At 68.0% G+C, this 22678-nt stretch carries 20 protein-coding genes and 2 pseudogenes; 13 read left to right on the plus strand and 9 right to left on the minus strand.

Going from position 1 to position 22678, the window contains the following annotated elements:
* Nucleotides 1-11 precede the first annotated feature (11 nt).
* From BLQ77_RS14095 to BLQ77_RS29865, 5 genes and pseudogenes are all read right to left on the minus strand, one after another.
* Nucleotides 12-1298 (minus strand): TRAP transporter large permease, encoded by a 1287-nt coding sequence (locus tag BLQ77_RS14095; protein ID WP_008887624.1) that lies wholly within the window; start codon nucleotides 1296-1298, stop codon nucleotides 12-14.
* A complete protein-coding gene (locus tag BLQ77_RS14100; protein WP_089960239.1) occupies nucleotides 1295-1804 on the minus strand; it encodes a TRAP transporter small permease in 510 nt (169 codons plus the stop codon). The genes BLQ77_RS14095 and BLQ77_RS14100 overlap by 4 nt, the downstream gene beginning before the upstream one ends.
* The gene (locus BLQ77_RS14105; RefSeq protein WP_089960244.1) at nucleotides 1801-2556 is read right to left on the minus strand and encodes an IclR family transcriptional regulator; all 756 of its coding nucleotides are present in this window, start codon (nucleotides 2554-2556) and stop codon (nucleotides 1801-1803) included. The genes BLQ77_RS14100 and BLQ77_RS14105 overlap by 4 nt, the downstream gene beginning before the upstream one ends.
* 425 nt (nucleotides 2557-2981) lie before the next feature.
* Nucleotides 2982-4625, minus strand: coding sequence for an acetate--CoA ligase family protein (locus BLQ77_RS14110; RefSeq protein ID WP_089960247.1), 1644 nt, complete (start codon nucleotides 4623-4625; stop codon nucleotides 2982-2984).
* A gap of 67 nt (nucleotides 4626-4692) precedes the next feature.
* Nucleotides 4693-5352: pseudogene (locus tag BLQ77_RS29865) on the minus strand (TRAP transporter small permease); the annotation flags it as partial.
* Between BLQ77_RS29865 and BLQ77_RS29370 the strand changes: the two are divergent.
* A complete protein-coding gene (locus BLQ77_RS29370) occupies nucleotides 5237-5929 on the plus strand; it encodes an alpha/beta fold hydrolase (RefSeq protein ID WP_165617109.1) in 693 nt (230 codons plus the stop codon). The pseudogene BLQ77_RS29865 and the gene BLQ77_RS29370 sit on opposite strands and share 116 nt — an antisense overlap.
* Before the next feature lie 214 nt (nucleotides 5930-6143).
* Here the strand turns inward: BLQ77_RS29370 and BLQ77_RS14125 are convergent, their stop codons facing one another.
* A complete protein-coding gene (locus BLQ77_RS14125; RefSeq protein WP_008887708.1) occupies nucleotides 6144-6623 on the minus strand; it encodes an Lrp/AsnC family transcriptional regulator in 480 nt (159 codons plus the stop codon).
* A 138-nt stretch (nucleotides 6624-6761) separates the two neighbouring features.
* On the opposite strand from BLQ77_RS14125, the gene BLQ77_RS14130 reads away from it, so the two are divergent.
* The 12 genes and pseudogenes from BLQ77_RS14130 to BLQ77_RS14185 all read left to right on the plus strand — a co-directional run bounded on the left by BLQ77_RS14130 (nucleotide 6762) and on the right by BLQ77_RS14185 (nucleotide 20229).
* Nucleotides 6762-10208: an indolepyruvate ferredoxin oxidoreductase family protein gene (locus BLQ77_RS14130; protein ID WP_089960254.1), complete on the plus strand. Its 3447-nt coding sequence runs from the start codon at nucleotides 6762-6764 to the stop codon at nucleotides 10206-10208.
* A gap of 206 nt (nucleotides 10209-10414) precedes the next feature.
* A pseudogene (locus BLQ77_RS14135) lies at nucleotides 10415-10561 on the plus strand (FAD-linked oxidase C-terminal domain-containing protein); the annotation flags it as partial.
* 186 nt (nucleotides 10562-10747) lie between these two features.
* Entirely contained in the window at nucleotides 10748-11575 is an 828-nt protein-coding gene (locus tag BLQ77_RS14140) for a PaaX family transcriptional regulator (protein WP_242661726.1), read from the plus strand.
* Nucleotides 11576-11714: 139 nt separating this feature from the next.
* Entirely contained in the window at nucleotides 11715-12920 is a 1206-nt protein-coding gene (gene pcaF, locus BLQ77_RS14145; RefSeq protein WP_089960261.1) for a 3-oxoadipyl-CoA thiolase, read from the plus strand.
* Nucleotides 12921-12943: 23 nt separating this feature from the next.
* Nucleotides 12944-13942 (plus strand): 1,2-phenylacetyl-CoA epoxidase subunit PaaA, encoded by a 999-nt coding sequence (paaA, locus tag BLQ77_RS14150; RefSeq protein WP_089960265.1) that lies wholly within the window; start codon nucleotides 12944-12946, stop codon nucleotides 13940-13942.
* Nucleotides 13943-13967: 25 nt separating this feature from the next.
* Nucleotides 13968-14255 carry a 1,2-phenylacetyl-CoA epoxidase subunit PaaB gene (paaB, locus tag BLQ77_RS14155; RefSeq protein ID WP_008887762.1) on the plus strand — a complete coding sequence of 96 codons (288 nt, stop codon included), beginning with the start codon at nucleotides 13968-13970 and terminating at the stop codon, nucleotides 14253-14255.
* Nucleotides 14255-15109, plus strand: a complete 855-nt coding sequence (gene paaC, locus BLQ77_RS14160) for a 1,2-phenylacetyl-CoA epoxidase subunit PaaC (RefSeq protein WP_089960269.1) — start codon at nucleotides 14255-14257, stop codon at nucleotides 15107-15109. The genes paaB and paaC overlap by 1 nt, the downstream gene beginning before the upstream one ends.
* 5 nt (nucleotides 15110-15114) lie before the next feature.
* Nucleotides 15115-15636 (plus strand): 1,2-phenylacetyl-CoA epoxidase subunit PaaD, encoded by a 522-nt coding sequence (paaD, locus tag BLQ77_RS14165; RefSeq protein ID WP_089960272.1) that lies wholly within the window; start codon nucleotides 15115-15117, stop codon nucleotides 15634-15636.
* A gap of 67 nt (nucleotides 15637-15703) precedes the next feature.
* Entirely contained in the window at nucleotides 15704-16780 is a 1077-nt protein-coding gene (gene paaE, locus BLQ77_RS14170; RefSeq protein ID WP_008887606.1) for a 1,2-phenylacetyl-CoA epoxidase subunit PaaE, read from the plus strand.
* The gene (locus BLQ77_RS14175) at nucleotides 16770-17522 is read left to right on the plus strand and encodes a Phenylacetic acid catabolic protein (RefSeq protein WP_089960276.1); all 753 of its coding nucleotides are present in this window, start codon (nucleotides 16770-16772) and stop codon (nucleotides 17520-17522) included. The genes paaE and BLQ77_RS14175 overlap by 11 nt, the downstream gene beginning before the upstream one ends.
* Before the next feature lie 17 nt (nucleotides 17523-17539).
* The gene (gene paaZ, locus BLQ77_RS14180; RefSeq protein ID WP_089960279.1) at nucleotides 17540-19609 is read left to right on the plus strand and encodes a phenylacetic acid degradation bifunctional protein PaaZ; all 2070 of its coding nucleotides are present in this window, start codon (nucleotides 17540-17542) and stop codon (nucleotides 19607-19609) included.
* Nucleotides 19610-19611: 2 nt separating this feature from the next.
* Nucleotides 19612-20229, plus strand: coding sequence for a transferase hexapeptide repeat family protein (locus BLQ77_RS14185; RefSeq protein WP_089960281.1), 618 nt, complete (start codon nucleotides 19612-19614; stop codon nucleotides 20227-20229).
* On the opposite strand, the gene BLQ77_RS14190 is transcribed toward BLQ77_RS14185, so the two are convergent.
* The 3 genes from BLQ77_RS14190 to paaI all read right to left on the minus strand — a co-directional run bounded on the left by BLQ77_RS14190 (nucleotide 20213) and on the right by paaI (nucleotide 22673).
* Nucleotides 20213-20812 carry a TetR/AcrR family transcriptional regulator gene (locus tag BLQ77_RS14190; protein ID WP_008887690.1) on the minus strand — a complete coding sequence of 200 codons (600 nt, stop codon included), beginning with the start codon at nucleotides 20810-20812 and terminating at the stop codon, nucleotides 20213-20215. The genes BLQ77_RS14185 and BLQ77_RS14190 overlap by 17 nt on opposite strands.
* Before the next feature lie 91 nt (nucleotides 20813-20903).
* Nucleotides 20904-22211, minus strand: coding sequence for a phenylacetate--CoA ligase PaaK (gene paaK, locus BLQ77_RS14195; protein WP_008887773.1), 1308 nt, complete (start codon nucleotides 22209-22211; stop codon nucleotides 20904-20906).
* Between the two features lie 21 nt (nucleotides 22212-22232).
* A complete protein-coding gene (gene paaI / locus BLQ77_RS14200; RefSeq protein WP_089960284.1) occupies nucleotides 22233-22673 on the minus strand; it encodes a hydroxyphenylacetyl-CoA thioesterase PaaI in 441 nt (146 codons plus the stop codon).
* Between the last annotated feature and the right edge of the window lie 5 nt (nucleotides 22674-22678).

A 22678-nucleotide genomic window follows, 5' to 3' on the forward strand; every position in this document is an offset into this window, starting at 1 on the left:
TTGCGTCTGGATTACTGCGTCGTGCCGGGCAGCCACAGCACCAGCTGCGGGAACGCGACGAGCAACGCGAGAACGATGATGTGCGAGACGACATGCGGTGCGACGCCCCGGAAGATCTCGGAGAGCGGCCGCTCGGCGTAGCGAGAGACCACGAAGATGTTCATGCCCAGCGGCGGGGTGATCATGCCGACCTCGGCCGCGACCACGACCAGCACGCCGAACCACACCGGGTCGAAGCCGAGGCTGGTGATCGCGGGCACCATCACCGGAACGGTGAGGATGAGGATCGCCATCTGGTCCATGAAGCAGCCCATGATCAGGTAGAAGACGATGATCCCCGCCATCACCACGTAGGGCGACACGTCGAGCCCGGTGATCCAGTTGACGAAGCCCGGGGTGATCTGGCCCAGCGTCAGCACGTAGCCGAAGATGTGCGCGCCGATGATGATCATGAAGATCATGCAGGTGGCGCGGACCGCCCGCGCCAGCGCGCCCCAGGTCGTCTTCCAGCTGAGCGTGCGGAACGCCGCGGCGATGACGAAGGCTCCGAAGGCGCCGAGACCGGCCGCTTCGGTGGGCGTCGCGATGCCCAAGTAGATCGAGCCCGTGACACAGAGCAGCAGCAGCAGCATCGGCCCGATGTCCCGCAGGGCGCGGATCTTGTCGCGCATCGGCCAGGGCCGTGCCGCCGGCGCGATGGACGGGTCGCGGGCCATCAGCACGTAGATCGTCACGATGATCGCCAGCGTCACGATGATCCCGGGGATGACCCCTCCGATCAGCAGAGAGGCGATGTTGACCTCGACGATGATGCCGTAGAGCACCAGCGCGATCGACGGCGGGATGAGCATGGCGAGCGTGCCCGAGACGGCCACGACACCGGACGCGAACTTCACCTCGTAACCCGCTCTTCGCATTGCAGGAATGGAGGTAGACGACAGCGCAGCCGCGGCCGCGGTGGACGAGCCCGAGATGGCCCCGAACCCGGCGCCCGCGAGCGCCGTGGCGACGGCGAGCCCGCCCGGCAGGCGGCCCACCCAGATGGTGATCGCCTTGAACATCCGGTCGGCGATGCCGCTGACGATGACGAACTCGGCCATCAGGATGAAGAGCGGCACGGCGATCAGCTCGAAGCCGTTGGTGGTCGACAGCGGCGTGGTCGAGAGCACCGAGAGCGCGCTCTCGAACCCGACGATGGTCATCAGCCCGACAAGGCCGGTGAAGGCCAGCGCGAAGCCCACGGGAACGCCGAGCAGAAGCAGGACAAGCAGTCCGATCACGACAAGAAGCGACGTCATTGCGCGGCCTCCCCGGACGCACGGCCAAAGGCGTTGTTGAGGGAAATCACGATGCGCGCGGCACAGACCAGCACCATCGCGGCGGAGCCGATGGGCACGAGCGCGTAGCTCGCCCATGCCGGCCACGGCACGATGCTCGCGATCACCTCGTCGTTGGCAAAGCTCTTGGCGGCGCGCTCCCAGGCGACCCAGGTCAGCAGGCCGAAGACCCAGAGCCCGATGGCGCTCGACACCACGTCGGTGAGTTCGCGCAGGCGGTGCGGCAGGTTGAGCGTCAGCAGGTCGACCGAGAGGTGCTCGGCGCGCCAGTAGGTCGGGCCGAAGCCGAAGAAGAAGACCGCGGGCGTGAGGTAAAGCACGACGAGGTCATGGGCAAAGAAGATCGGCGTCCCGGCGCCGTAGCGCAGCGCCACGTCGGCGACGATGAGCAGGGTCATGAAGGCCAGCGCAAAGACCGCGACCGCGGTGAAGGCGTGGTCGACGACCGCCATGTATTTCCGGATCATCGGCCGTCTCCGCTTTCGTGGATCTGGCTCTTGATGGCCGCGACGACCCGCGCGAGCGCCGCGCCGATCTCGTCGTAGCGGCCCTGCATTCGGTAGTTCGGCCCCGCCACGGACAGCCCGTATTTCTGGTCGGCGATGTCGAGCAGCACGCCCGCGCCTGAAACCTCGGGGGTGAATTCGGTGGCGTTCAGGAACCAGCCGCGCTCGCGCCCGGCGACGATGTTGTCGAAGAGCGCGTCGGGATCGGTGATCGAGGTCTCCGCGGCCTCGGAATAGTCGAGCCCCGCCAGCTCGCGCCGCAGCGCCGCGTCGTCGAGCGACGAGAGGATCGCCTTGCCCGAGGAGATCGCGTAGATCGGCCGGGTCTCGCCCGCCCTCGCCGAGTAGCGCACGCCTTTGCGGGACTCGAGCGCCTCGAGATAGATTGCGTGATCGCCCTCGCGGGCGGCGAGCAGGATGGTCTCTCCGGTCTCTTGGCGCAACGCTTCCATGTGCTCGCGCACGAGGCCGAGCACCGGGTCTCCGTCGAGGATCGACAGGGTCAGGTCGTGCATGCGGCGCGTGGGGTAGAACCCGCCCCGTTTCCGGACCTCGAACAGGAACCCGCGCTCGCGCAGGGTCGAGACGAGGTTGCTGGTGCTCGAGAGCGGCAGCTCCAGCGTCTCCGACAGTTGGGTGAGCGTGGCCGGCCTCTGAGACGCGGCAAAATACTCAAAAAACCGCAGGACGTTATCCGCCTGACGTACGGCCATAGATTTCCTCCCTCCATCGCGGACCCTCTCCCTGGAGCCGCGAATCTTCTTCACATGTGTGAAGCTATCTTCTTATACAGGAAGTATTGGGGCAGTGGTTGAGCGTCAAGGAAAAAGCCTGAAGGAGCGTTCTGGCGAGGTCGAACGTCAGGACGCGTATCTATTAATATAGTATATTCAGTACCTTGATTACCATTCCTCAGGCATATCATCAGATGGAAAGGCGCCTCCCGGTGCCCGCCGAGCCCTCCCGCGGAAGGACAACGACAGGCACCCCGACGAGGCCGGGTCATGTGAAACGACGATGCGGGAAGAAGAGCCTGCGGGCGGTTTCGCGGGGCACTTGTGCCGTGAGCCGCCGGTCAGCGCGGCGCATTACGGCCGCGCCATGATCCGGGGCCGAAGGGGCCCCGGACCGCGCCAGGTCACTGGCGCCGGATCAGCGCGTCCAGAAGCACGATGCCCTGACCCTCGGGCCGCACCAGGAGCGGGTTGATCTCGGCCTCCGCGACCCGGTCCGACGTAGCCAGCGCGGAGATTGCGGCAACGCCCTGCGCCAGCGCCTCGAGATCGCCGCGGAGCGCGCCGCGGAACCCGTCGAGCAGCATGAAGCCCTTGACCTCGCGGATCATCTCGCGCGCGGTCTCCACGTCGAGCGGCGCGGGCCGCACCGAGGTGTCGCGGTAGATCTCGGTCATCACGCCGCCCATGCCCAGCGTCAGCATCGGCCCCGCGAGCGGGTCGCGGGTGAGCCCTACCAGCGCCTCGCCGAGCCCCGTCGCCATCTCCTGCAGCAGGATGGCCTCGAGACGGTAGCCGGGGGCGTGGGCCTCGGCCGAGGCGCGCATCGCGGCAATCGCCTCTTCCAGCGCCGCGCGGTCCGCCAGCCCAAGGCGGATGGCGCCGGCCTCGGTTTTGTGGGGCAGGTCCGAGGACACCGGCTTGGCCACGAGCGGGAACCTCAGGTCGAGCGTCTCGGGCAGCGCGTCCTCGGGCGGCAGCACGATCTGGCGCGGGCGCGGGGTGCCGAGGCTCTCGAAGACGGCGCCGGCGCGGTCCTCGTTGAGAGTGTTTTCCGGGCCTTGATCCAGCAGCGTGGCGGTTACGGCTTGCAGCGTCACGTCGGGCGGCGCGGTTACTTTCACCGGGCGCATGAGCATGGCGATGGTCTCGGCGCAGGCCTCGACGTTCCGGAAGGCCGGAACGCCGCCCGCCGCCAGCAGGTCGAGGCTCTCTGGCGCATGCGGCAGGGGAAACGCCAGGACCGGCGCCGCGTCGCGGGGCGCCTCGGCCACCGCGTCGATGATCGGCGTGACCGCGAGCTCGGGGTTGAACTGCGCCGAGGAGCCGATGGTGACGAGCAGGGCGCCGGTCTCGGGGTCCGCGATCAGCCGCGAGACGACCTCCTTCATGGTGTCGTATTTCGTACCTGCGAGGGTCACGTCCACGAGCTTGCCATGGCCCAGCGGGATGTTCTGCGCGGTCAGGGCCTCGCGGGTGGGCGCGCTGCAGCCGGCGATCTCGACGCCGCGGGCGCTGATCTGGTCGACCAGCATGGCGCCGCCGCCGCCGGTGGTGGTCAGCACCGTCAGCCTGCGGGGCCGGTGCGCGGGCAGCCGCATCTTCGACAGCAGGCGCGGCGCGTCCATCAGCGTGTCGAGGCTCTCGGCCTGCCGGATGCCGATGCTCTCGAGCGAGAACCCGAGCCCGCCGAGCACCTGCACCGCCTCGTTCGCCGCGAGGAAACCTGCCTCGTTGCAGGCGAGCTTGGCAAGCGCGGTCTCGTGCGGGTCGGGCAGCCCGTCCATGCCATTCACCGCGGCGCGCATCAGCAGCAGCTGGGCGCTTTCGAGCCGCAGCTCCATCTCGGCGAACTTCCACTGCAGGCCCTGGAATTCGCAGAGCGCCCGGCCAAACTGCTTGAGGGTCAACGCATGCTCGCGCGCGAGGTTGAAGGCGTGGCGGCCGACGGCCACCGCGCGGGCCGAGTTGCCAAGCCGCTCGACGTTGAAGCCCGAGATCTGTTTCTTGAACCCGCCCGGTCCGAGCAGCACGTTCTCCTTGGGCACCTGGACATTGTCGAAATAGAGTTGCGACCATCCCCTTCTTGCTCAGCGCCGAGCTGATTGCGCCCGCCAGCAACAGCGCCATCACCCCCATCGAGATCAGCTTGCCGAGCAGGTCGGTGATGGGCCGCAGGATCCGCGGCACGATCATCGCCAGCGAGTCCGCGACGATATGGTCGTGATGCGCCTGCACCCGGCCGAGCGGCAGGAAGGTCACCGCCACCATGTAGTAGTAGGAGACGGTTTCGATGGTCCCGGTCAGGCCTCGGCCGAGCACCAGCCGGCTCACGATCTCGGCGGAGACATGCAGCGCCATCAGCGCCGCCGCCGCCATGGCGATCCACGCCACCGCCTCCGCGATGAAGCCAACGAGCCTGCTGAGCCGCATACCGTTCCCCCTCCCGTGCGCCGTGTCGCCATGCTGCGACGCGCCCGCCATGGTTTCTCCCGAACCGATGGCGGCAACGCTTGCTTCCGGAGTAGACGCGCCGGGGCTGGCAGCGCCAACTGCCCTCTGATCTTGCAGGGATAACCTTTGATCAGGCTCGGCGTGTTGTCCTGCGGGGCCAGGCTCGCCCCGACCGGTGGGAGTGGCGGGCATGGAGGAGGCAGGTTTGACGACGCTGGTGTTCATCCCGGGGATGCTCTCGGACGAGAGGATCTGGAGGCCCGTCGCCGACCGGCTGCCCGGGGACCGGCGGATCGTGGATCTGGACGGCCTCGACAGCATCCCGGCCATGGCAGAACGCGCTCTGGCCGCCAGCGCGGGCCCGCTGGTGCTGCTCGGTCATTCCATGGGCGCGCGCGTTGCACAGGTGGCGGCCCTGCAGGCGCCGGAACGCGTCGGCGGCCTCGTCCTTGCCAATTGCGGCGCCTTGCCGGCGGAACCCGAAGAGCGCCGACGCCGCCTCGCCGACCTTGTCCTTGCACGGAAGGACATGCGCAGCTTCGCCGCGCACTGGGTGCCACCGCTGGTCGCAGACGGCGGTTGTGCGGAGATCGTCGGGATGGTCGCCGCCATACCCGCCGAGCGCCTCGACCGCGAGGTGCGCGCAATGCTCTCCCGCCCCGACACCTTCGCACGGCTGCACCGCATCGTCTGCCCGACGCTTCTGCTGGCGGGCGAGGCCGACACGGCGACGCCTCTCGTGGCAGTGCAGAAGATGGCCAGGGAGATGCCGTCGGCCGGGCTTCGATCTCTGCGCGGCGGGGGGCACTTCCTGCCCTTGGAACGGGCCGAGACCGTGGCGGAGCTCATCGGGGTCTGGCTCGAGACCCTGGACGCACCCCACACTTTAACAGATTGATATCTAGTGGCTTTCACCGCGACCCCTTGGCGGCAGCCCCTGACGCCAGCGTGCCCGCGCGGTGCGGATGAACAGGCTTTCCCCGTGGGCGAAACCCGGCCGATACCCAAGGAAAGCGCTCGCCCCGCCGCGCACCCGAACAGAGCCCTTTCCACCGTCCCGCGCGGCGAACCAGCTTGGCCGCAATTCAGCAGGCGACCCAGCCGCCGCCTGCTCAGTCGCTGTCGACCGGGATGACGGTGGTGTGCTTGACCCGGCGCAGCACAAAGAGGGTGGAGGCACTGGAGACGCAGTCGAGCTCATGCACCCGCCCCATCAGCACCTGTTCGAGATCGGCGATGTCGCGGACCACGAGGTGCAGCAGGTAGTCCCAGTCGCCCGAGATCGAGTAGACCTCGACGATGGCGGGCTCCGCCTCCATGGCCTTCTGGAACAGCGCCCGGGCCCGCGCGTCCTGCGATTTCATCCGCACCTGGCAGAAGGCATCCATGCCGCGGCCAACCTTGGCGGGGTCGACGAGACGCACGGGCGGGCTCAGGACTCCGGCCTCTTCCATGGCCCGGATGCGGCGCCAGCAGGTGGCGGTCGAGCTGTTGGCGCGCTCGGCCAGCTCGCCCACGCTGATCGAGGCATCCCGTTGCAGTGCAGACGCGATCTTCGCTTCCAACGGACCAATCTTGAAATCCTGTTTCACCTTTCTCCTCCAGCTGATCTCCGGAAGCCAACTATCCAGAAAATCTGCAGGGAATGGGAATCAAAATTCACCGCGCGGAGGTATCCTATCAGAATGATGAATTGTCTACATTCCTGTAGGTAGCTCTGGGGGGAGATCATGACGGACCAGACACCCATTCTCCGGGATTACGAACTGCTCGACCGCTATACGCGCACGCAAGGCCGGGTCTTTCTGACCGGCACGCAGGCGATCGTCCGCATCGCGCTGGACCAGGCGCGCCGCGACCGCAGGGCAGGGCTCAACACCCGCGGCTTCATCTCCGGCTACCGCGGCTCGCCGGTGGGCGGCATCGATCTCGAAGTGACGAAGAACCGCAAGCTGGTGACCGAGGCCGGCGTCGATTTCGTGCCCGCCGTGAACGAGGAACTGGGCGCCACGCAGATCATCGGCACCCAGCAGGTCGAGACCGACCCGGACCGCACCGTCGATGGGGTCTTCGGGCTCTGGTACGGCAAGGGGCCGGGTGTCGACCGGGCGGGGGATGCGCTCAAGCACGGCAACGCCTACGGCTCGTCCCCGCACGGCGGCGTGCTGGTGGTGGCCGGTGACGACCACGGCTGCGTGTCCTCGTCGATGTCGCACCAGTCGGACGTGGCGTTCATGAGCTTCTTCATGCCGACCATCAACCCGGCCAATGTCGCGGAATTCCTGACCTTCGCCGAGTGGGGCTATGCGTTGTCGCGGTTCTCGGGCATGTGGGTGGGCTTCAAGGCGATCTCCGAGACCGTCGAGTCCGGCATGTCCTTCGAGCTTCCCGAGGACCGCGCGTTCGTCCTCCCCGAATTCGAGGCCCCGGAGGGCGGGCTGCACTACCGCTGGCCCGATCTGCCCGGGCCGCAGATCGAGGCACGGCTCGAGCACAAGAAAGCCGCGGTGCTGGCCTTTGCCTGCGCCAACCCCATCGACCGGACCGAGTGGGGCTACCGGAACGCCCGCTTCGGCATCGTGACCACCGGCAAGTCGCATCTCGACGTGCTCGAGGCGCTGCGTCTTCTGGGCATCGACAAGGCCCGTGCCTCCGAGATCGGCATCGATCTCTACAAGGTCGGCATGGTCTGGCCGCTCGAACATGAGGGCGCGCTCGCCTTTGCGCAGGGCAAGCAGGAGCTGCTCGTCGTCGAGGAGAAGCGCGGCATCATCGAAAGCCAGCTCAAGGAATATTTCTACGACTACCCGGGCCGCAAGCCCGAGCGCATGGTCGGCAAGCGCGACGAGAACGGCGACCGGCTGATCCCCTGGACGCAGGAGCTTGGCGCTGTGATGCTGGCCCGGCACATCGCCGACCGGCTCGAGCGCAACTTCCCCGAACTCGACCTCGTGGCACGGGCCGCAAACGTGGTGCCTGCGTCAGCGCCGATCAACGTGCCCGGCGCGACGCGGACGCCCTACTTCTGCTCGGGCTGCCCCCACAACACCTCGACCAAGGTGCCCGAGGGCAGCCAGGCGCTTGCCGGGATCGGCTGCCACTTCATGGCAAGCTGGATGAACCGCAACACCACCTCGCTGATCCAGATGGGCGGCGAGGGCGTGAACTGGGTGTCGCGCTCGAAGTACAACGGCAAAAGGCACGTGTTCCAGAACCTCGGCGACGGCACCTATTACCACTCGGGCTCGCTCGCGCTGCGTCAGGCGATCGCCGCGGGCACCAACATCACCTACAAGATCCTGTTCAACGATGCGGTGGCGATGACCGGCGGGCAGGACGTGGACGGCCCCATCTCGGTGCCCGCGATTGCGCAGTCGGTGGCGGCCGAGGGCGCGAAGAAGGTGGTGATCGTCTCGGACAAGCCCGAGGCCTTCCGGAAATCGGACCTCCCGGCCGGCGTCGAGATCGAGCACCGCCGCGAGCTCGACCGGGTGCAGCGCGAGCTGCGCGAGATCCCCGGCACCACGGTGCTCATCTACCAGCAGACCTGCGCCACCGAGAAGCGCCGCCTGCGCAAGCGCGGCAAGATGGAGGACCCGAAGAAGTTCGCGGTCATCAACCCGCTGGTCTGCGAGGGGTGCGGCGATTGCTCGGTCGAATCCAATTGCCTCAGCGTCGAGCCGCTGGAGACGGAATTCGGCCGCAAGCGCAAGATCAACCTCAACACCTGCAACAAGGACTTCACCTGCGTGAATGGCTTCTGCCCGAGCTTCGTGACCGTCGAGGGCGCGACGCTGAAGAAGGGCGCGACCGGGGCCGACGCGGCGCAGCTCGGGGCGCTGGCCGCGAAGCTGCCCGAGCCGGTGGTGCCGGACCTCTCGACGCCGTGGGACATCCTCGTGACCGGCGTCGGGGGCACCGGCGTGGTCACCGTGGGCCAGCTCATCGTCATGGCCGCGAACCTCGAGCAGAAGGGCGCCTCGGTGCTGGACTTCATGGGCTTCGCGCAGAAGTTTGGCCCGGTGCTCAGCTACATTCGCATGGCCCGCACCGAAGCCGAGGTGAACCAGGTGAAGATCGAGCCGAGCTCGGCACATGCGCTGATCGGCTGCGACCTGGTGGTCAGCTCCTCGCCCAAGGCCTCGATGACCTACCGCAAGGGCGAGACCCGCGCGGTCATCAACACCGCCGTGATGCCGACCGGCGATCTGGTGCAGAACCGGGATGCGGATCTCAATTCCGGCGCGCGGCTCGAGGCGATCCGCGGCACCGTCGATGCGGCGAGCCTGCAGACGCTGGACGCCAACGCGCTCTCCGAGGCGCTGCTGGGGGACAGTGTCTTTGCCAACGTGATGATCCTCGGTGCCGCCTGGCAGGCGGGGCTGGTGCCGCTGGGGCTCGAGAGCCTGATGCGGGCCATCGAGCTCAACGGCGTGAAGCCCGAACTCAACAAGGCGGCCTTCACCTGGGGCCGGGTCGTCGTCGTCGTCGTCGACTGCGCCGCGGTCGAGCGGATCGCCGCGATGCCGGTGACGCAGGTGCAGACCCTCGACGAGCAGATCGCCCGCCGCGCCGCCTTCCTGACCGATTACCAGAACACGGGCTGGGCCAAGCGCTACACCGACGCGGTCGACAAGATCCGCGCGGCCGAGACGGCGGCCACTGGTGCTCCGGGCGCGCTGACCGATGCGGCCATGAAGGGGCTCTTCAAGGTCATGTCCTACAAGGACGAATACGAGGTCGCACGGCTGCACACCCAGACCGGCTTCTACGAGAGCCTCGGCGCCCGCTTCGACGGCGCGTTCACGGTCAAGCACCACATGGCGCCGCCGTTCTTCCCGGCCAGGCTCGATGCGCGCGGCCGCCCCTGCAAGCGCGAATTCGGCGGCTGGATGCAGGGCGGGCTGAAGACGCTGGCGAAGCTGAAATCGCTGCGCGGCACCCCACTCGACCCGTTCGGCCACACCGCCGAGCGCCGGATGGAGCGCGGGATGATCACCGACTACCGGGCCCTGCTCGACCGGCTCGCCGCGGGCCTGACCGCCGAGAACCGCGACGAGGCGGCCCGGATCGCCGGAATGGTGATGGACGTGCGGGGCTACGGTCCGGTGAAAGAACAGGCCGCCGCTAAGGTGCGCGCCGAGACGGAGGCCGCGCTGCAGGCCTCCGCCTTCTAGGCCGGGTGCGGGTTCCTTTGCCCGCACCGGCGGGGCGCCCCTCGCGAGGTGGGCGCCGTCATCGCGACCTGCCGGTCAGTCCCTGATGGCGTCTGCCGGCCGGTCGAGGCAGGCGTGCAGCGTCGCGAACATGTCCTCGCCGAGATGGTCCCGCAGCCGGGCGCGCCGGGCTTCGAAGCGCGGCATGATCCGGGCGAGGATCGTTCAGCGTCGAGCATGGCACCGGCCGCTCCAAGGCCGTGACGCTGACCAAGCGCAAGCAGTCGTCGCAATTCGCGCTGATGCAGACGGTCAAGGCGGCAATGGATCCGCAGAACACGCTCGGGACCGGCGTTTTCCTCGTGGAGAGGTGATGCCGGCCCAAGCGCGGCTGCGGCGGGGCTCCGACAAGGCACACATCTCTCTGAGTACATGTATTTCGTGTGACATATCGCGAGACGTCGCGTAGACTGACCCTGCCCGACAACGGGCAGGGTTGGCTTTGAGGGCGCGCGATGAACGAGGCGGCAGGACAGTTTTCGACGGGCGTGGAAGCGGCATTGGCCGAAGCCCCGCGCGCGCCTGCCTTCATCGTGACGCTCTACGGCGACGTGGTCGAACCACGCGGCGGGATGCTCTGGATGGGCAGCCTGATCGAGTGCTGCGCTGTTCATGGCCTCAACGAGAGCCTCGTGCGCACGGCAGTGTCGCGGCTGGTCGGGGCAGGGCGCCTCGAAGGGGTGCGGATCGGTCGCAAGAGCTACTACCGCCTGTCGGATGCAGCGCGGGGCGAGTTCCGCGAGGCCGCGCGCCTGTTGTTTTCACCACCTGCGGCGCCCGAGGACTGGCTGCTCTGCCTCTCCGAGACCCTGCGCGAGACGGAGCCTCCCGCCCCCTGGGCGCGCCTCTCACCGAACGTGGCCATGGCGCCGAACAACGACGACGTGGCGCCGCTGGACGGCGTTCTGATGCGGGCGAAGCACCTCGAGGGGCACGGCGACCTGCATGCCCTCGCGCATGAGACATGGCGCCTCGACGAGGTCGCGCTTGCCTATGAGCGCTTTCTCGAACGGCATTCCGGGCTGCTGGACCGGCTCGAAGGTGATGCGCCGCTCAGCCCCTCGGTTGCGCTCGCGCTGCGGCTGCGGCTGGTGCACGACTACCGCCACGCGGCGCTCAGCGATCCGCGGCTGCCGCGCGCCGCCTGTCCGCAGGACTGGCCGGCGGAGCGTGCCCGGCAGCTTTTCGTCAGTGCCTATGTCGGCCTCTCCGCCCCGGCCGAGGCCTTCGTGGGCACGCAATTTCTCAGTCCTGACGGGGCTTTGGCGGCCCGTAACGAGGAAACCGAACGGCGGCTGTTCCAGCTCAAGCGCGAGGCGGCGACATAGGAGAAGAGGGGGGAGGCCCGCGATACATCACACCAGTTTTCATTTTCCATGTTAACACGTGCTGTTTCTCGTGCTAGTTCATTGACCGAACGATCGGTCATTACCGGTCGGCATTGATTCTCGAGGGAGGAGGATACGGATGTCCGAGGCATTTATCTGCGACGCGGTACGCACCCCCGTGGGCCGTTACGGCGGGGCGCTGTCCGGCGTCCGCGCAGACGACCTCGCCGCGGTGCCGCTTGCGGCGCTGATGGCGCGGAACCCGTCGGTCGACTGGGCGGGCGTGGACGACATCATCCTCGGATGCGCCAACCAGGCCGGTGAGGACAACCGCAATGTCGCGCGCATGGCCGGGCTGCTGGCGGGCCTGCCGATCGAGGTGCCCGGCACCACGGTCAACCGGCTCTGCGGCTCGGGTATGGATGCCATCGGCCTCGCCGCGCGCACCATCCGCGCCGGCGACGGCGACCTGCTGCTGGCAGGCGGCGTCGAGAGCATGAGCCGCGCGCCCTTCGTGGTGGCCAAGGCGACCTCGGCCTTCTCGCGCAATGCCGAGATGTACGACACCACCATCGGCTGGCGCTTCACGAACCCCAAGCTCGACAAGGCATTTGGGACCCATTCGATGCCCGAGACCGCCGACAACGTGGCCGAAGACTACGGCGTCAGCCGTGCCGACCAGGATGCCTTCGCCGTGCGCTCTCAGGACCGCTGGGAAGCGGCCCACAAGGCCGGCGTCTTCGCCGAGGAGATCGTTCCGGTGACGATCCCGCAGCGCAAGGGCGACCCGCTGGTGGTGGACACCGACGAGCACCCGCGCCCCGGCACGACGGTCGACAAGCTGGCCAAGCTACGTGGCGTGAATGGCCCGGACCTCAGCGTCACCGCCGGCAATGCCTCGGGCGTGAATGACGGCGCGGCGGGGGTCATCGTCGCCTCCGAGGCGGCGGCGGCCAAGAATGGCCTGACGCCGCAGGCGCGCATCGTCGCCATGGCGGCGGCGGGTGTCGCGCCCCGCGTGATGGGCATCGGCCCGGTTCCCGCGACCCGCAAGGTGCTTGCCCGCGCCGGTCTGACGCTCGACCAGATGGACGTGATCGAGCTCAACGAGGCCTTCGCGGCGCAGGGCCTCGCGGTGCTGCGCGAGCTGGGCCTGCCCGATGACGCCCCGCATGTGAACGCCAATGGCGGCGCCATCGCCATGGGCCACCCGCTTGGCATGTCCGGGGCGCGGCTCGCCCTGACCGCGACCCGGCAACTGCACCGCACCGGCGGCCGCTACGCCCTCTGCACCATGTGCGTGGGTGTGGGGCAGGGGATCGCGATGATCCTCGAACGTATCTGACCCCCCTAGGAGGAGGCACGACCATGTATGCACAGATGGTGAAATCGGAAGGCATGAAGTCGCTCGAGGAGATGAGCCCCGAGGAGCGCGCCTTTCAGGAGCGGGTCGACCGCGGCGACAAGATCGAACCCAAGGAATGGATGCCCGAGGGCTACCGCAAGACGCTGATCCGCCAGATCGGCCAGCATGCGCACTCTGAAATCGTCGGCCAGCTGCCCGAGGGCAACTGGATCACCCGCGCACCCACGCTCGAGCGCAAGGCGATCCTGCTGGCCAAGGTGCAGGATGAGGCCGGGCACGGGCTCTACCTCTATTCGGCCGCAGAGACGCTGGGCGTCAGCCGCGACGAGCTGATGGAAAAGCTGCACTCGGGCGCGATGAAATACAGCTCGATCTTCAACTATCCGACGCTGACCTGGGCCGACATGGGCGCGGTGGGCTGGCTGGTCGACGGCGCCGCGATCATGAACCAGGTGCCGCTGCAGCGGACCTCCTACGGCCCCTACAGCCGCGCGATGATCCGGATCTGCAAGGAAGAGAGCTTCCACCAGCGGCAGGGCTACGCGATCATGATGAAGATGGCGCAGGGCACGCCCGAGCAGAAGGAAATGGCGCAGGATGCGCTGAACCGCTTCTGGTACCCCTCGCTGATGATGTTTGGACCGTCCGACAAGGACTCGGTGCACTCCGCCCAGTCGATGGCGTGGAAGATCAAGATGAACACCAACGACGAACTGCGCCAGAAATTCGTCGACGAGACGGTGCCGCAGGCCGAGTACCTCGGCCTCACCGTGCCCGACGAGACGCTCACATGGAACGAGGCCCGCGGCCATTACGATTTCGCCGAGCCCGACTGGTCCGAGTTCTTCGAGGTGATTAAGGGCAACGGCCCCTGCAACGAAGAGCGCCTCGGCGCGCGGCGCGAGGCCTGGGACAAGGGCGCGTGGTTCCGCGACGGGCTGACTGCCTATGCCGAGAAGGCCGCCGCACGACGCGCGGCGTCGAACGTGGCCGCCGAGTAAGCGCGCCGATTGAGGAGGATGTGACATGACCAAGAAAGAATGGCCGCTCTGGGAGATCTTCATCCGGGGCCAGCACGGGCTGAACCACCGCCACGTCGGCAGCCTGCACGCCCCCGATGCCGAGATGGCGATCCGGAACGCCCGCGACGTCTACACCCGCCGCAAGGAAGGCGTGTCGATCTGGGTGGTGCCTTCGGCGGCGATCACCGCCTCGGCGCCGTCCGAGAAGGGCCCGCTCTTCGATCCGGCCGAGAGCAAGGTCTACCGCCACCCGACCTTCTTCGACATCCCCGACGAAGTGGGGCACATGTGATGCCCTCGCTTCCCGATGCCGCAACGCCGGATGTGGTCGCGCTCGCCGAGCGTGCCGCCGCCGCACAGGGGCACGATCCGCACATCTCGGACGTGGCGCTGAAACCCGCCTTCTTCGACTGGCTCTGCCGGATGGGGGACAATTCGCTGGTCCTCGGGCACCGCATCTCGGAATGGTGCGGCCATGGCCCGGTGCTGGAAGAGGACATCGCGCTGGCCAACACCGCGCTCGACCTGATCGGCCACACCCAGATGTGGCTCGGCCTTGCCGCCGAGGTCGAGGGGGCAGGGCGCGACGCCGACAAGCTGGCCTTCCTGCGCGATGCGATGAAGTTCCGCAACCTCAAGCTGCTCGAGCTGCCGAACGGCGACATGGCGGTCACGCTCATGCGCGAGTTCCTCTTCGATGCCTTCCACTTCGAGCTGCTGACCGCGCTGACCGGATCGTCGAGCCCGCGGGTCGCCGAGATCGCCGCCAAGGCGCTCAAGGAGGTGTCCTACCACCTCGAGCGGTCTTCGGACCTCGTGGTCCGGCTGGGCGACGGCACCGAGGAAAGCCACGCCCGGATGCAGGCGGCGCTGAACAAGCTCTGGCCTTACACCGGCGAGATGTTCACCGCCGATGCGGTGGATGACGCCGTGGCCGAGGCCGGCATCGCGCCCTCGCTCGCGGACCTTCTGCCGCTCTGGCAGCGCACCGTGGCCGAGGTGCTGGACGAGGCGACGCTGGGGCAGCCCGAACAGCGCTTCGACGCGCAATCCGGCGGCAAGCAGGGGCGGCACACCGAACACCTCGGCTACATCCTCGCCGAGATGCAGTTCCTGCAGCGCGCCTACCCGGGCGCAAGCTGGTAAGGCCGATGACCGCGGTTCTGCCATCCACCGAGCAGGTCTGGGACTGGCTGGGCGAGGTGCCCGACCCCGAGATCCCGGTGGTCTCGGTCACCGAGCTCGGCATCGTCCGCGAAGTCCGCTGGGAGGGCGAGACGCTGGTGGTGGCGGTGACGCCGACCTATTCCGGCTGCCCGGCCACCTCGGTCATCGACCTGATGATCGAGACCCAGCTGCGCGAGAAGGGCATCACCGACCTGCGGCTGGAACGCCGCCTGTCGCCGCCCTGGACCACCGACTGGGTGACCGACGCGGCGCGCGACAAGCTGCGCGCCTACGGCATCGCCCCGCCGGTCGACGGCACCGCCTCGGACGGCCTGATGGCGGGCCGCGCGGCGCGTCTGTCGGGCCGGTCGAACCTGGTGATCGCCTGCCCGCGCTGCGGATCGTCCCACACCGAGCGGGTCAGCCAGTTCGGCTCGACCCCCTGCAAGGCCAGCTATCGCTGCCGAGACTGCCTCGAGCCCTTCGACTACTTCAAGTGCCACTGAGCCATTCCGGTGCCCCGGGCGGGGCATCGCCTGCGCATTTCCCTGTCCAGACAGGAGGAGGTCTGACATGCCCCGTTTCCATCCCCTCGAAGTGACCGACGTCCGCCGCGAGACCCGCGACGCGGTGGTCGTCACGCTCAAGCCGCGCGACGAGGACGCAGAGAATTTCGGCTTCACGCAAGGCCAGTACCTGACCTTCCGCCGCGCGTTCGACGGCGAGGAACTGCGCCGGTCCTATTCGATCTGCGCGGGCGTCGACGAGGGCTGCCTCAAGGTGGGCATCAAGCGCGTCGACGGCGGCGCCTTCTCGACCTGGGCCAACGAAGAGCTCAAGGCCGGCGACACGCTCGACGCGATGGTGCCGCAGGGGCGGTTCTTCACGGTGCTCGATGCGTCCAGCGCCAAGAACTACCTCGGTTTCGCGGGCGGGTCGGGCATCACCCCGGTGCTGTCGATCATCAAGACCGTGCTGGCGCATGAGCCCAACGCCACCTTCACGCTGGTCTACGCCAACCGCCAGGTCGGCTCGATCATGTTCCGAGAGGAACTCGAGGACCTGAAGAACACCTACCTCGGCCGTTTCTCGGTGATCCACATCCTCGAGAGCGAGGGGCAGGAGATCGACCTCTTCACCGGGCGCATCGACGCCGAGAAGATGGAGATGCTGTTCCGCCTCTGGATCGACGCCGAGGGCGTGGACACCGCCTTCATCTGCGGCCCCGAACCGATGATGCTGACCATCGCGGAGAGCCTGCGGCAGGCGGGGCTTGCGGACGACCAGATCAAGTTCGAGCTCTTCGCCTCGTCGCAGCCGGGCCGGGCCAAGACGCGCGCCGTCTCGCAGCAGGCCACCACCGCGGGCAACACCTGCGAGGTCTCGGTCACGCTCGACGGCGCGACGCGGACCTTCCAGATGCCGAAGGATGGCACCGCCGTGCTGGACGCCGCCATCGGGAACAACATGGACGCGCCTTACTCGTGCAAGGCGGGCGTCTGCTCGACCTGCCGCGCCAAGGTGCTCGAGGGCGAGGTCGAGATGGAGATCAACCACGCGCTCGAGGACTACGAGGTGCGCGCCGGCTACGTGCTGTCGTGCCAGTGCATTCCGCTCTCCGACAAGGTGGTGCTCAGCTATGACGAATGACACCGACACCATGCCCATCGCCGAGTATCTCGCGCAGGGCGGCAAGCTGACCTCTCCCGAGAACGTGCCGCCGCGCTACCGCGGCGAGCTCTTGCGGCTGATGTCCTCCTTCGTGGACAGCGAGCTTGCGGGCTCGGCGGGCTTTGCCGGCGCGATCAACTGGGCGCCGGGCATCAAGGCGCGCATCGCCGCCAGCCGGATCACGCTGGAGAAGGCCGACCATGCCGAGCGTGTGCTCGACCTCATGGAGGGCTTCGGGACCGACAAGGCGCTCTATGAACGCGCCCATGACTGGGCCGCGCGCGAGGACCGGGACAGCACCCTCGAGGCGAAGCGCCACGGCGGCGACATGCGGCTCTCGGTCTTCCACTACCCGCTGGCCGGCTGGACCGACGCGGTGGTGATGAACGTGCTCATGGGGCTTGCGACGCAGCACGCGGTGGGGGAGCTGGCGCGCAGTTCGTACCAGCCGCTGGCCGAGGTGCTGCGCGACATCCTCCCGCGCGAGAAGCGCCACATGGAGCTGGGCCTCGAGGGGCTCGAGCGGATCGGCGCGACGGACGAGGCAAAGGCCTCGGTCGCCTACTGGATGCCGCGCGTGGCCGAGACCTTCGGCCCGGCGGTCTCGGAGCGCTTCGAGAAGCAACGGGCGATGGGCCTGCGCCACACCGACAACGAGACGCTGCGCAGCGCGTGGCGCGCCGAGGCGGAGAGCGTGCTTTCCCCCCTCGGGCTCTGCTGAACAGGAAGGACGAGCAAATGCTGGATACGGGACGCACGGCCCGCCGCCTCGAGAGCTACGTGCAGGGCGCCTGGCGCGCCGGGCAGGGCGAGGGCAAGCCGCTCGCCAACGCCGCCACCGGGGAGGTGCACGCCTACATCGGATCGGACGGGCTCGATTTCGCCGGGGCGCTGGACTGGGGCCGCGAGGTCGGCGGCAGGGCGCTGCGCGGCCACACCATCCACGAGCGCGCGCTGATGCTGAAGTCCATCGGCATGAAGCTGATGGAGATGAAGGACGAGTTCTACGCCGAGAGCCTCGCCACCGGCGCCACCGCCCGGGACGCCTGGCCGGACATCGACGGCGGCATCGGGACGATGCTCACCTTCGCGTCGAAGGCCCGGCGCGAGCTGCCCAACGCCAGGGTGGTCCCCGAGGGTGCGGTCGAGGGGCTGTCGCGCGACGGCAGCTTTGTCGGACAGCACATCCTCGTGCCGATGCGGGGCGTGGCGATCCACATCAACGCCTTCAACTTCCCGGTCTGGGGGATGCTGGAAAAGATCGCGCCCGCGCTGATCGCCGGCATGCCCTGCCTCGTGAAGCCCGCTTCGGCCACCGCCTACCTGAGCGAGCTGGTGGTGCGGCGCATCCTCGAGATGGGCATCCTGCCGGACGGTGCGCTGCAGATCGTCTGCGGCGGCGTCGGGGATCTGCTGGACCACGTGACCGGGCAGGACATCGTCACCTTCACCGGCTCGGCCTCGACCGGGCGCAAGCTGAAGGCGCATCCGGCGATCATCGAGAACTCGGTGCGCTTCACCATGGAGGCCGACAGCCTCAACGCCGCGATCCTGGGCCCCGACGCGGTGCCGGGCACGCCTGAGTTCGATCTCTTCGTCAAGGAAGTGCACCGCGAGATGACCGCCAAGGCGGGGCAGAAATGCACCGCGATCCGCCGAGTAATCGTGCCTAAAGGGCAGGAACAGGCGGTGATCGAAGCGCTGTCCGACCGGCTTGGCAAGACACCGCTGGGGCTGCCGGACGACGCCGACGCACGCATGAGCGCGCTGGCCTCGCTGGGCGACCGGGACGGCGTGCGCGAGAAGATCGCCGAGATCGCCCGCGAGGCAGAGATCGTCTTCGGCGATCCGGCAAGGGTTGAGCTGGTCTCGGGCGATGCCGAGACGGGCGCCTTCCTCAACCCGGTGCTGCTGCACTGTGCCGATCCGATGACCGCCACTGCCCCGCATGACATCGAGGCCTTCGGTCCGGTGGCGACGGTGATGGCATATGACGGCCTCGACGAGGCGGTCACGCTCGCGATGAAGGGCAAGGGCTCGCTGGTGTCGTCGGTCTTCACCAACGATCCCGCCGTCGCGGCCGAGCTGGTGATCGGCGTCGCGCCCTTCCACGGGCGGGTGATGCTGGGCAACCGCGACAGCGCCAAGACCTCGACAGGCCACGGCGCGCCGCTGGCACCGCTGGTGCACGGCGGGCCGGGCCGCGCGGGCGGTGGCGAGGAAATGGGCGGCATGCGCGGGGTGAAGCACTTCATGATGCGCACCGCCGTCCAGGGCACGCCGCGGCTGCTCTCGGCGGTTACCGGCGAGTGGGTCGCGGGCGCACCGGCCGCGCAGGGCACGCACCCGTTCCGCAAGTCTCTGGCCGAGCTCGCCATCGGCGACCAGCTGGTCACCGAGCGCCGGGTCATCACCGAGGAAGACGTCGAGCACTTCGCCCATTTCACCGGCGACACCTTCTATGCCCACATGGACAGCGACGCGGCCAAGGCCAACCCGTTCTTCGACGACCGCGTGGCGCATGGCTACCTCATCGCTTCCTTTGCGGCGGGGCTCTTCGTGCAGCCCGATCCGGGCCCGGTGCTGGCCAACTACGGCGTCGACAACCTGCGCTTCCTGACGCCCGTCTACTTCGGCGACAGCCTGCAGGTTCAGCTGACCTGCAAGCAGATCAACCCACGCGAGGGCACGGTCTACGGCGAGGTGCGCTGGGATTGCCGCGTCACCAACCAGAACGACGAGGTGGTGGCCGAGTACGACGTGCTGACCATGGTGGCCAAGAGCTGGCCGCTGCCGAAGGAGGCCTGAGCATGGCGATCTGGTCCTGGGACGGCGTGGTGCCGGTGGTGGCCCCCTCGGCCTTCGTCCACCCCGAGGCGGTGCTGATCGGGGACGTGATCGTGGGGGCCGGCTGCTATGTCGGCCCCGGCGCGGTGCTGCGCGGCGATTTCGGGCGGATCACGCTGGAGCCGGGCTCGAACGTGCAGGAGACCTGCGTCGCCCATGCCTTTCCCGGCAAGGACGTGGTGGTCGAGGAGCGCGGCCACGTCGGGCACGGCGCGGTGCTCCACGGCTGCCACATCGGGCGCAACGCGCTGATCGGCATGAATGCCGTGGTGATGGACGAGGCGCGCATCGGCGAGAACAGCATCGTCGGCGCCATGGCCTTCGTGCGGGCGGGGATGGAGATCCCGGCCAATGTCATGGCGGTGGGCTCGCCCGCCAAGGTCCTGCGCGAACTGAGCGAACAGGAGATCGACTGGAAATCGCGCGGCACGGATGTCTACCGGCAGCTCGCGGTGGACGCCAGGACCAAGCTTGCGCCGGCACAGCCGCTGGCGGAGGTGGAGGACGGGCGCCGCCGTGTGACGGCGCCCGAGTACGACCCGCTGGTGGTCGAGCGCGCGGCGCTCAGCGGACGGCCTTGACCCCTTCGAGGATCAGGGTCGTCGCCACGCGGGCATAGTCCTCGCGGCTGATCTTGCCGCCGTCGCGGAACCACATGTAGACCCAGTTCATCATGCCGAAGAGCGACATGGTGACCGGCATCAGCAGCGGCCTTTCCGGCGTGTCGAGCTGCGGGTGGATCTCGTTCAGCACCCCGGAGAAGTGCTTGACGATGCGCCGCTCGATCTTGGTGATCGCGGCCTTCTGCTCGTCCGACAGTGCCGGGCCCGCGTTGAGCTGGACCTTGTGCTGGTCGTCGGCGCCGCGGTAGGCGTCGAGCACCGTCATCACCAGTGCCTCGAGCCGCTCGCGCGGGGGCAGGGCGGGATCGTCCGCCTCTTCGATGGCGGCGTCGAGCTCGTCGAGATGGGTCTCGATGATCGCGAAGATCAGCGCGTCCTTCGACGGGTAGTAATGGTACAGCAGCGACTTGGAGACCCCGGCCTCGGAGGCGATCTGGGACATGGAGGCCTTCTCCATGCCCTGCGTCGCAAAGACGTTGGCGGCGGTCAGAAGCAGCTGGTGCTGCTTCTCCTCGAAGTCGCTGGCGCGCGTTCTGGCCATATGCGCGAATGCTCCTCTTGGTCCGGCGGACGGAATGGCGGCGGGCCAGTCCTTATCCGCCGGACGGGGTTTTTGCCAGCCTGCCTGCGGGCTACTTGGGGCGGTTGTCGACGACGCGCTTGGCTTTGCCTTCGGAACGGGCAACGCCTTCCGGATCGTGGACCTCGATCCTGGTCGAGACACCGACCACCGACTTGATGTGATGCGACAGCTCCTTCGCCGAGGCGGCGCGGGCGTCCGCATCGCAGCGGGCGGGGGTGCATTCCACGTGAACGGTCATCACGTCCATCCGGTCCTTGCGGCCGAGCTCGATCTGGAAATGCGGCGCGAGGCCCTCGCATTTCAGAATCTGCTCCTCGATCTGGGTCGGGAAGACGTTGACGCCGCGCAGGATGATCATGTCGTCGCTGCGGCCGGTGATCTTCTCGATCCGGCGCATCGAGCGCGCGGTGCCGGGCAGGATGCGGGTGAGGTCGCGGGTGCGGTAGCGCACCATCGGCAGGCCTTCCTTGGTGAGCGTGGTGAACACCAGTTCGCCCATCTCGCCGTCCGGCAGCACATCGCCCGTCGTGGGATCGATGATCTCGGGGTAGAAGTGATCCTCCCAGACGTGCAGCCCGTCCTTGGTCTCGACGCATTCGTTGGCGACGCCGGGGCCCATGATCTCGGACAGGCCGTAGATGTCGACCGCGTGCATGTCGAAGGCCTGCTCGATCTCTTCGCGCATGGCGTTGGTCCAGGGCTCGGCGCCGAAGATGCCGACCTTGAGCGAGCTCTGCCGCGGGTCGATGCCCTGGCGGCGGAACTCGTCGAGGATCGAGAGCATGTAGGAGGGCGTGACCATGATGATCTGCGGGCGGAAATCCTGCATCAGGGTGACCTGCCGCTCGGTCATGCCGCCCGAGATCGGCACCACGGTGCAGCCCAGCCGTTCGGCCCCGTAGTGGGCGCCAAGCCCGCCGGTGAAGAGACCGTAGCCATAGGCCACGTGGCAGATGTCGCCCTTGCGGCCACCCGAGGCACGGATCGAGCGCGCCATGCAGTCGGCCCAGGTGTCGATGTCCTTCTGGGTGTAGCCCACGACGGTGGGCTTGCCGGTGGTGCCAGACGAGCCGTGGATGCGCACCAGCTGCTCACGCGGGACGGCGAACATGCCGAAGGGGTAGGTGTCGCGCAGGTCCTGCTTCATGGTGAAGGGGAACCTGGCGAGGTCGGACAGCGTCCTGAAATCGTCCGGATGCGCGCCGTGCTCGTCGAAACGCTTGCGATAGAAGGGCGAGTTCTCGTAGGCGTGGCGCAGCGACCAGGCCATGCGCTTCTGCTGAAGCGCCGAAATCTCGTCGCGGCTGGCGATCTCGATCGGGTCGAGGATCTCCTTCATCGGGGTCATGTCGGTCATGGTGTCTCCTCCCTTCATGGGTCAGCCCTCCGTCCGCGTCCCGGGCAGCAGGGGCCTGCTGAGCGTCCGCGAATGGCCGCGGAATTCTGCGATGACGGTCCCGTCCTCCCGGGTGATCGTCACGTCGTAGATGCCGGACCGGCCCTTGCGCGAGATCTCGCGCGCGGTGGCGGTCAGCTGGTCCCCGAGCGCGCCCGGGGTGATGTAGGTGACCGAGCAATGCTGCGCGACGGTCATCTCGTTGTAGGTGTTGCAGGCGAAGGCAAAGGCGCTGTCGGCGAGCGTGAAGAGGTAGCCGCCGTGGGCGTTGCCGTGGCCGTTGGTCATCGCCGGGCCCAGTTCCATCCCGAGCGTCGCCTCTCCCGGTGCGATGTGCTTGAGCACCATGCCGAGCCGCTGCGACGCGCTGTCTGAGTTCCACATCTCGCGGGCGCAGGCCTCGGCGAGTTCCTGGGCGGTCATGTCAG

The sequence above is a fragment of the Salipiger thiooxidans genome (genome assembly GCF_900102075.1).
In the GTDB taxonomy this organism is placed as follows: Bacteria; Pseudomonadota; Alphaproteobacteria; order Rhodobacterales; family Rhodobacteraceae; genus Salipiger; species Salipiger thiooxidans.

What these genes read in the sequence shown, in the direction of transcription:
- paaB (WP_008887762.1), top strand. Translation starts at nt 13,968, where the DNA reads ATGACCAAGAAAGAATGGCCGCTCTGGGAGATCTTCATCCGGGGCCAG.
- paaC (WP_089960269.1), top strand. Translation starts at nt 14,255, where the DNA reads ATGCCCTCGCTTCCCGATGCCGCAACGCCGGATGTGGTCGCGCTCGCC.
- paaE (WP_008887606.1), top strand. Translation starts at nt 15,704, where the DNA reads ATGCCCCGTTTCCATCCCCTCGAAGTGACCGACGTCCGCCGCGAGACC.
- paaA (WP_089960265.1), top strand. Translation starts at nt 12,944, where the DNA reads ATGTATGCACAGATGGTGAAATCGGAAGGCATGAAGTCGCTCGAGGAG.
- paaD (WP_089960272.1), top strand. Translation starts at nt 15,115, where the DNA reads ATGACCGCGGTTCTGCCATCCACCGAGCAGGTCTGGGACTGGCTGGGC.
- BLQ77_RS14190 (WP_008887690.1), bottom strand. Translation starts at nt 20,812, where the DNA reads ATGGCCAGAACGCGCGCCAGCGACTTCGAGGAGAAGCAGCACCAGCTG.
- BLQ77_RS14130 (WP_089960254.1), top strand. Translation starts at nt 6,762, where the DNA reads ATGACGGACCAGACACCCATTCTCCGGGATTACGAACTGCTCGACCGC.
- BLQ77_RS14095 (WP_008887624.1), bottom strand. Translation starts at nt 1,298, where the DNA reads ATGACGTCGCTTCTTGTCGTGATCGGACTGCTTGTCCTGCTTCTGCTC.
- BLQ77_RS14100 (WP_089960239.1), bottom strand. Translation starts at nt 1,804, where the DNA reads ATGATCCGGAAATACATGGCGGTCGTCGACCACGCCTTCACCGCGGTC.
- BLQ77_RS14105 (WP_089960244.1), bottom strand. Translation starts at nt 2,556, where the DNA reads ATGGCCGTACGTCAGGCGGATAACGTCCTGCGGTTTTTTGAGTATTTT.
- BLQ77_RS14185 (WP_089960281.1), top strand. Translation starts at nt 19,612, where the DNA reads ATGGCGATCTGGTCCTGGGACGGCGTGGTGCCGGTGGTGGCCCCCTCG.
- paaZ (WP_089960279.1), top strand. Translation starts at nt 17,540, where the DNA reads ATGCTGGATACGGGACGCACGGCCCGCCGCCTCGAGAGCTACGTGCAG.
- BLQ77_RS14175 (WP_089960276.1), top strand. Translation starts at nt 16,770, where the DNA reads ATGACGAATGACACCGACACCATGCCCATCGCCGAGTATCTCGCGCAG.
- paaI (WP_089960284.1), bottom strand. Translation starts at nt 22,673, where the DNA reads ATGACCGCCCAGGAACTCGCCGAGGCCTGCGCCCGCGAGATGTGGAAC.
- pcaF (WP_089960261.1), top strand. Translation starts at nt 11,715, where the DNA reads ATGTCCGAGGCATTTATCTGCGACGCGGTACGCACCCCCGTGGGCCGT.
- paaK (WP_008887773.1), bottom strand. Translation starts at nt 22,211, where the DNA reads ATGACCGACATGACCCCGATGAAGGAGATCCTCGACCCGATCGAGATC.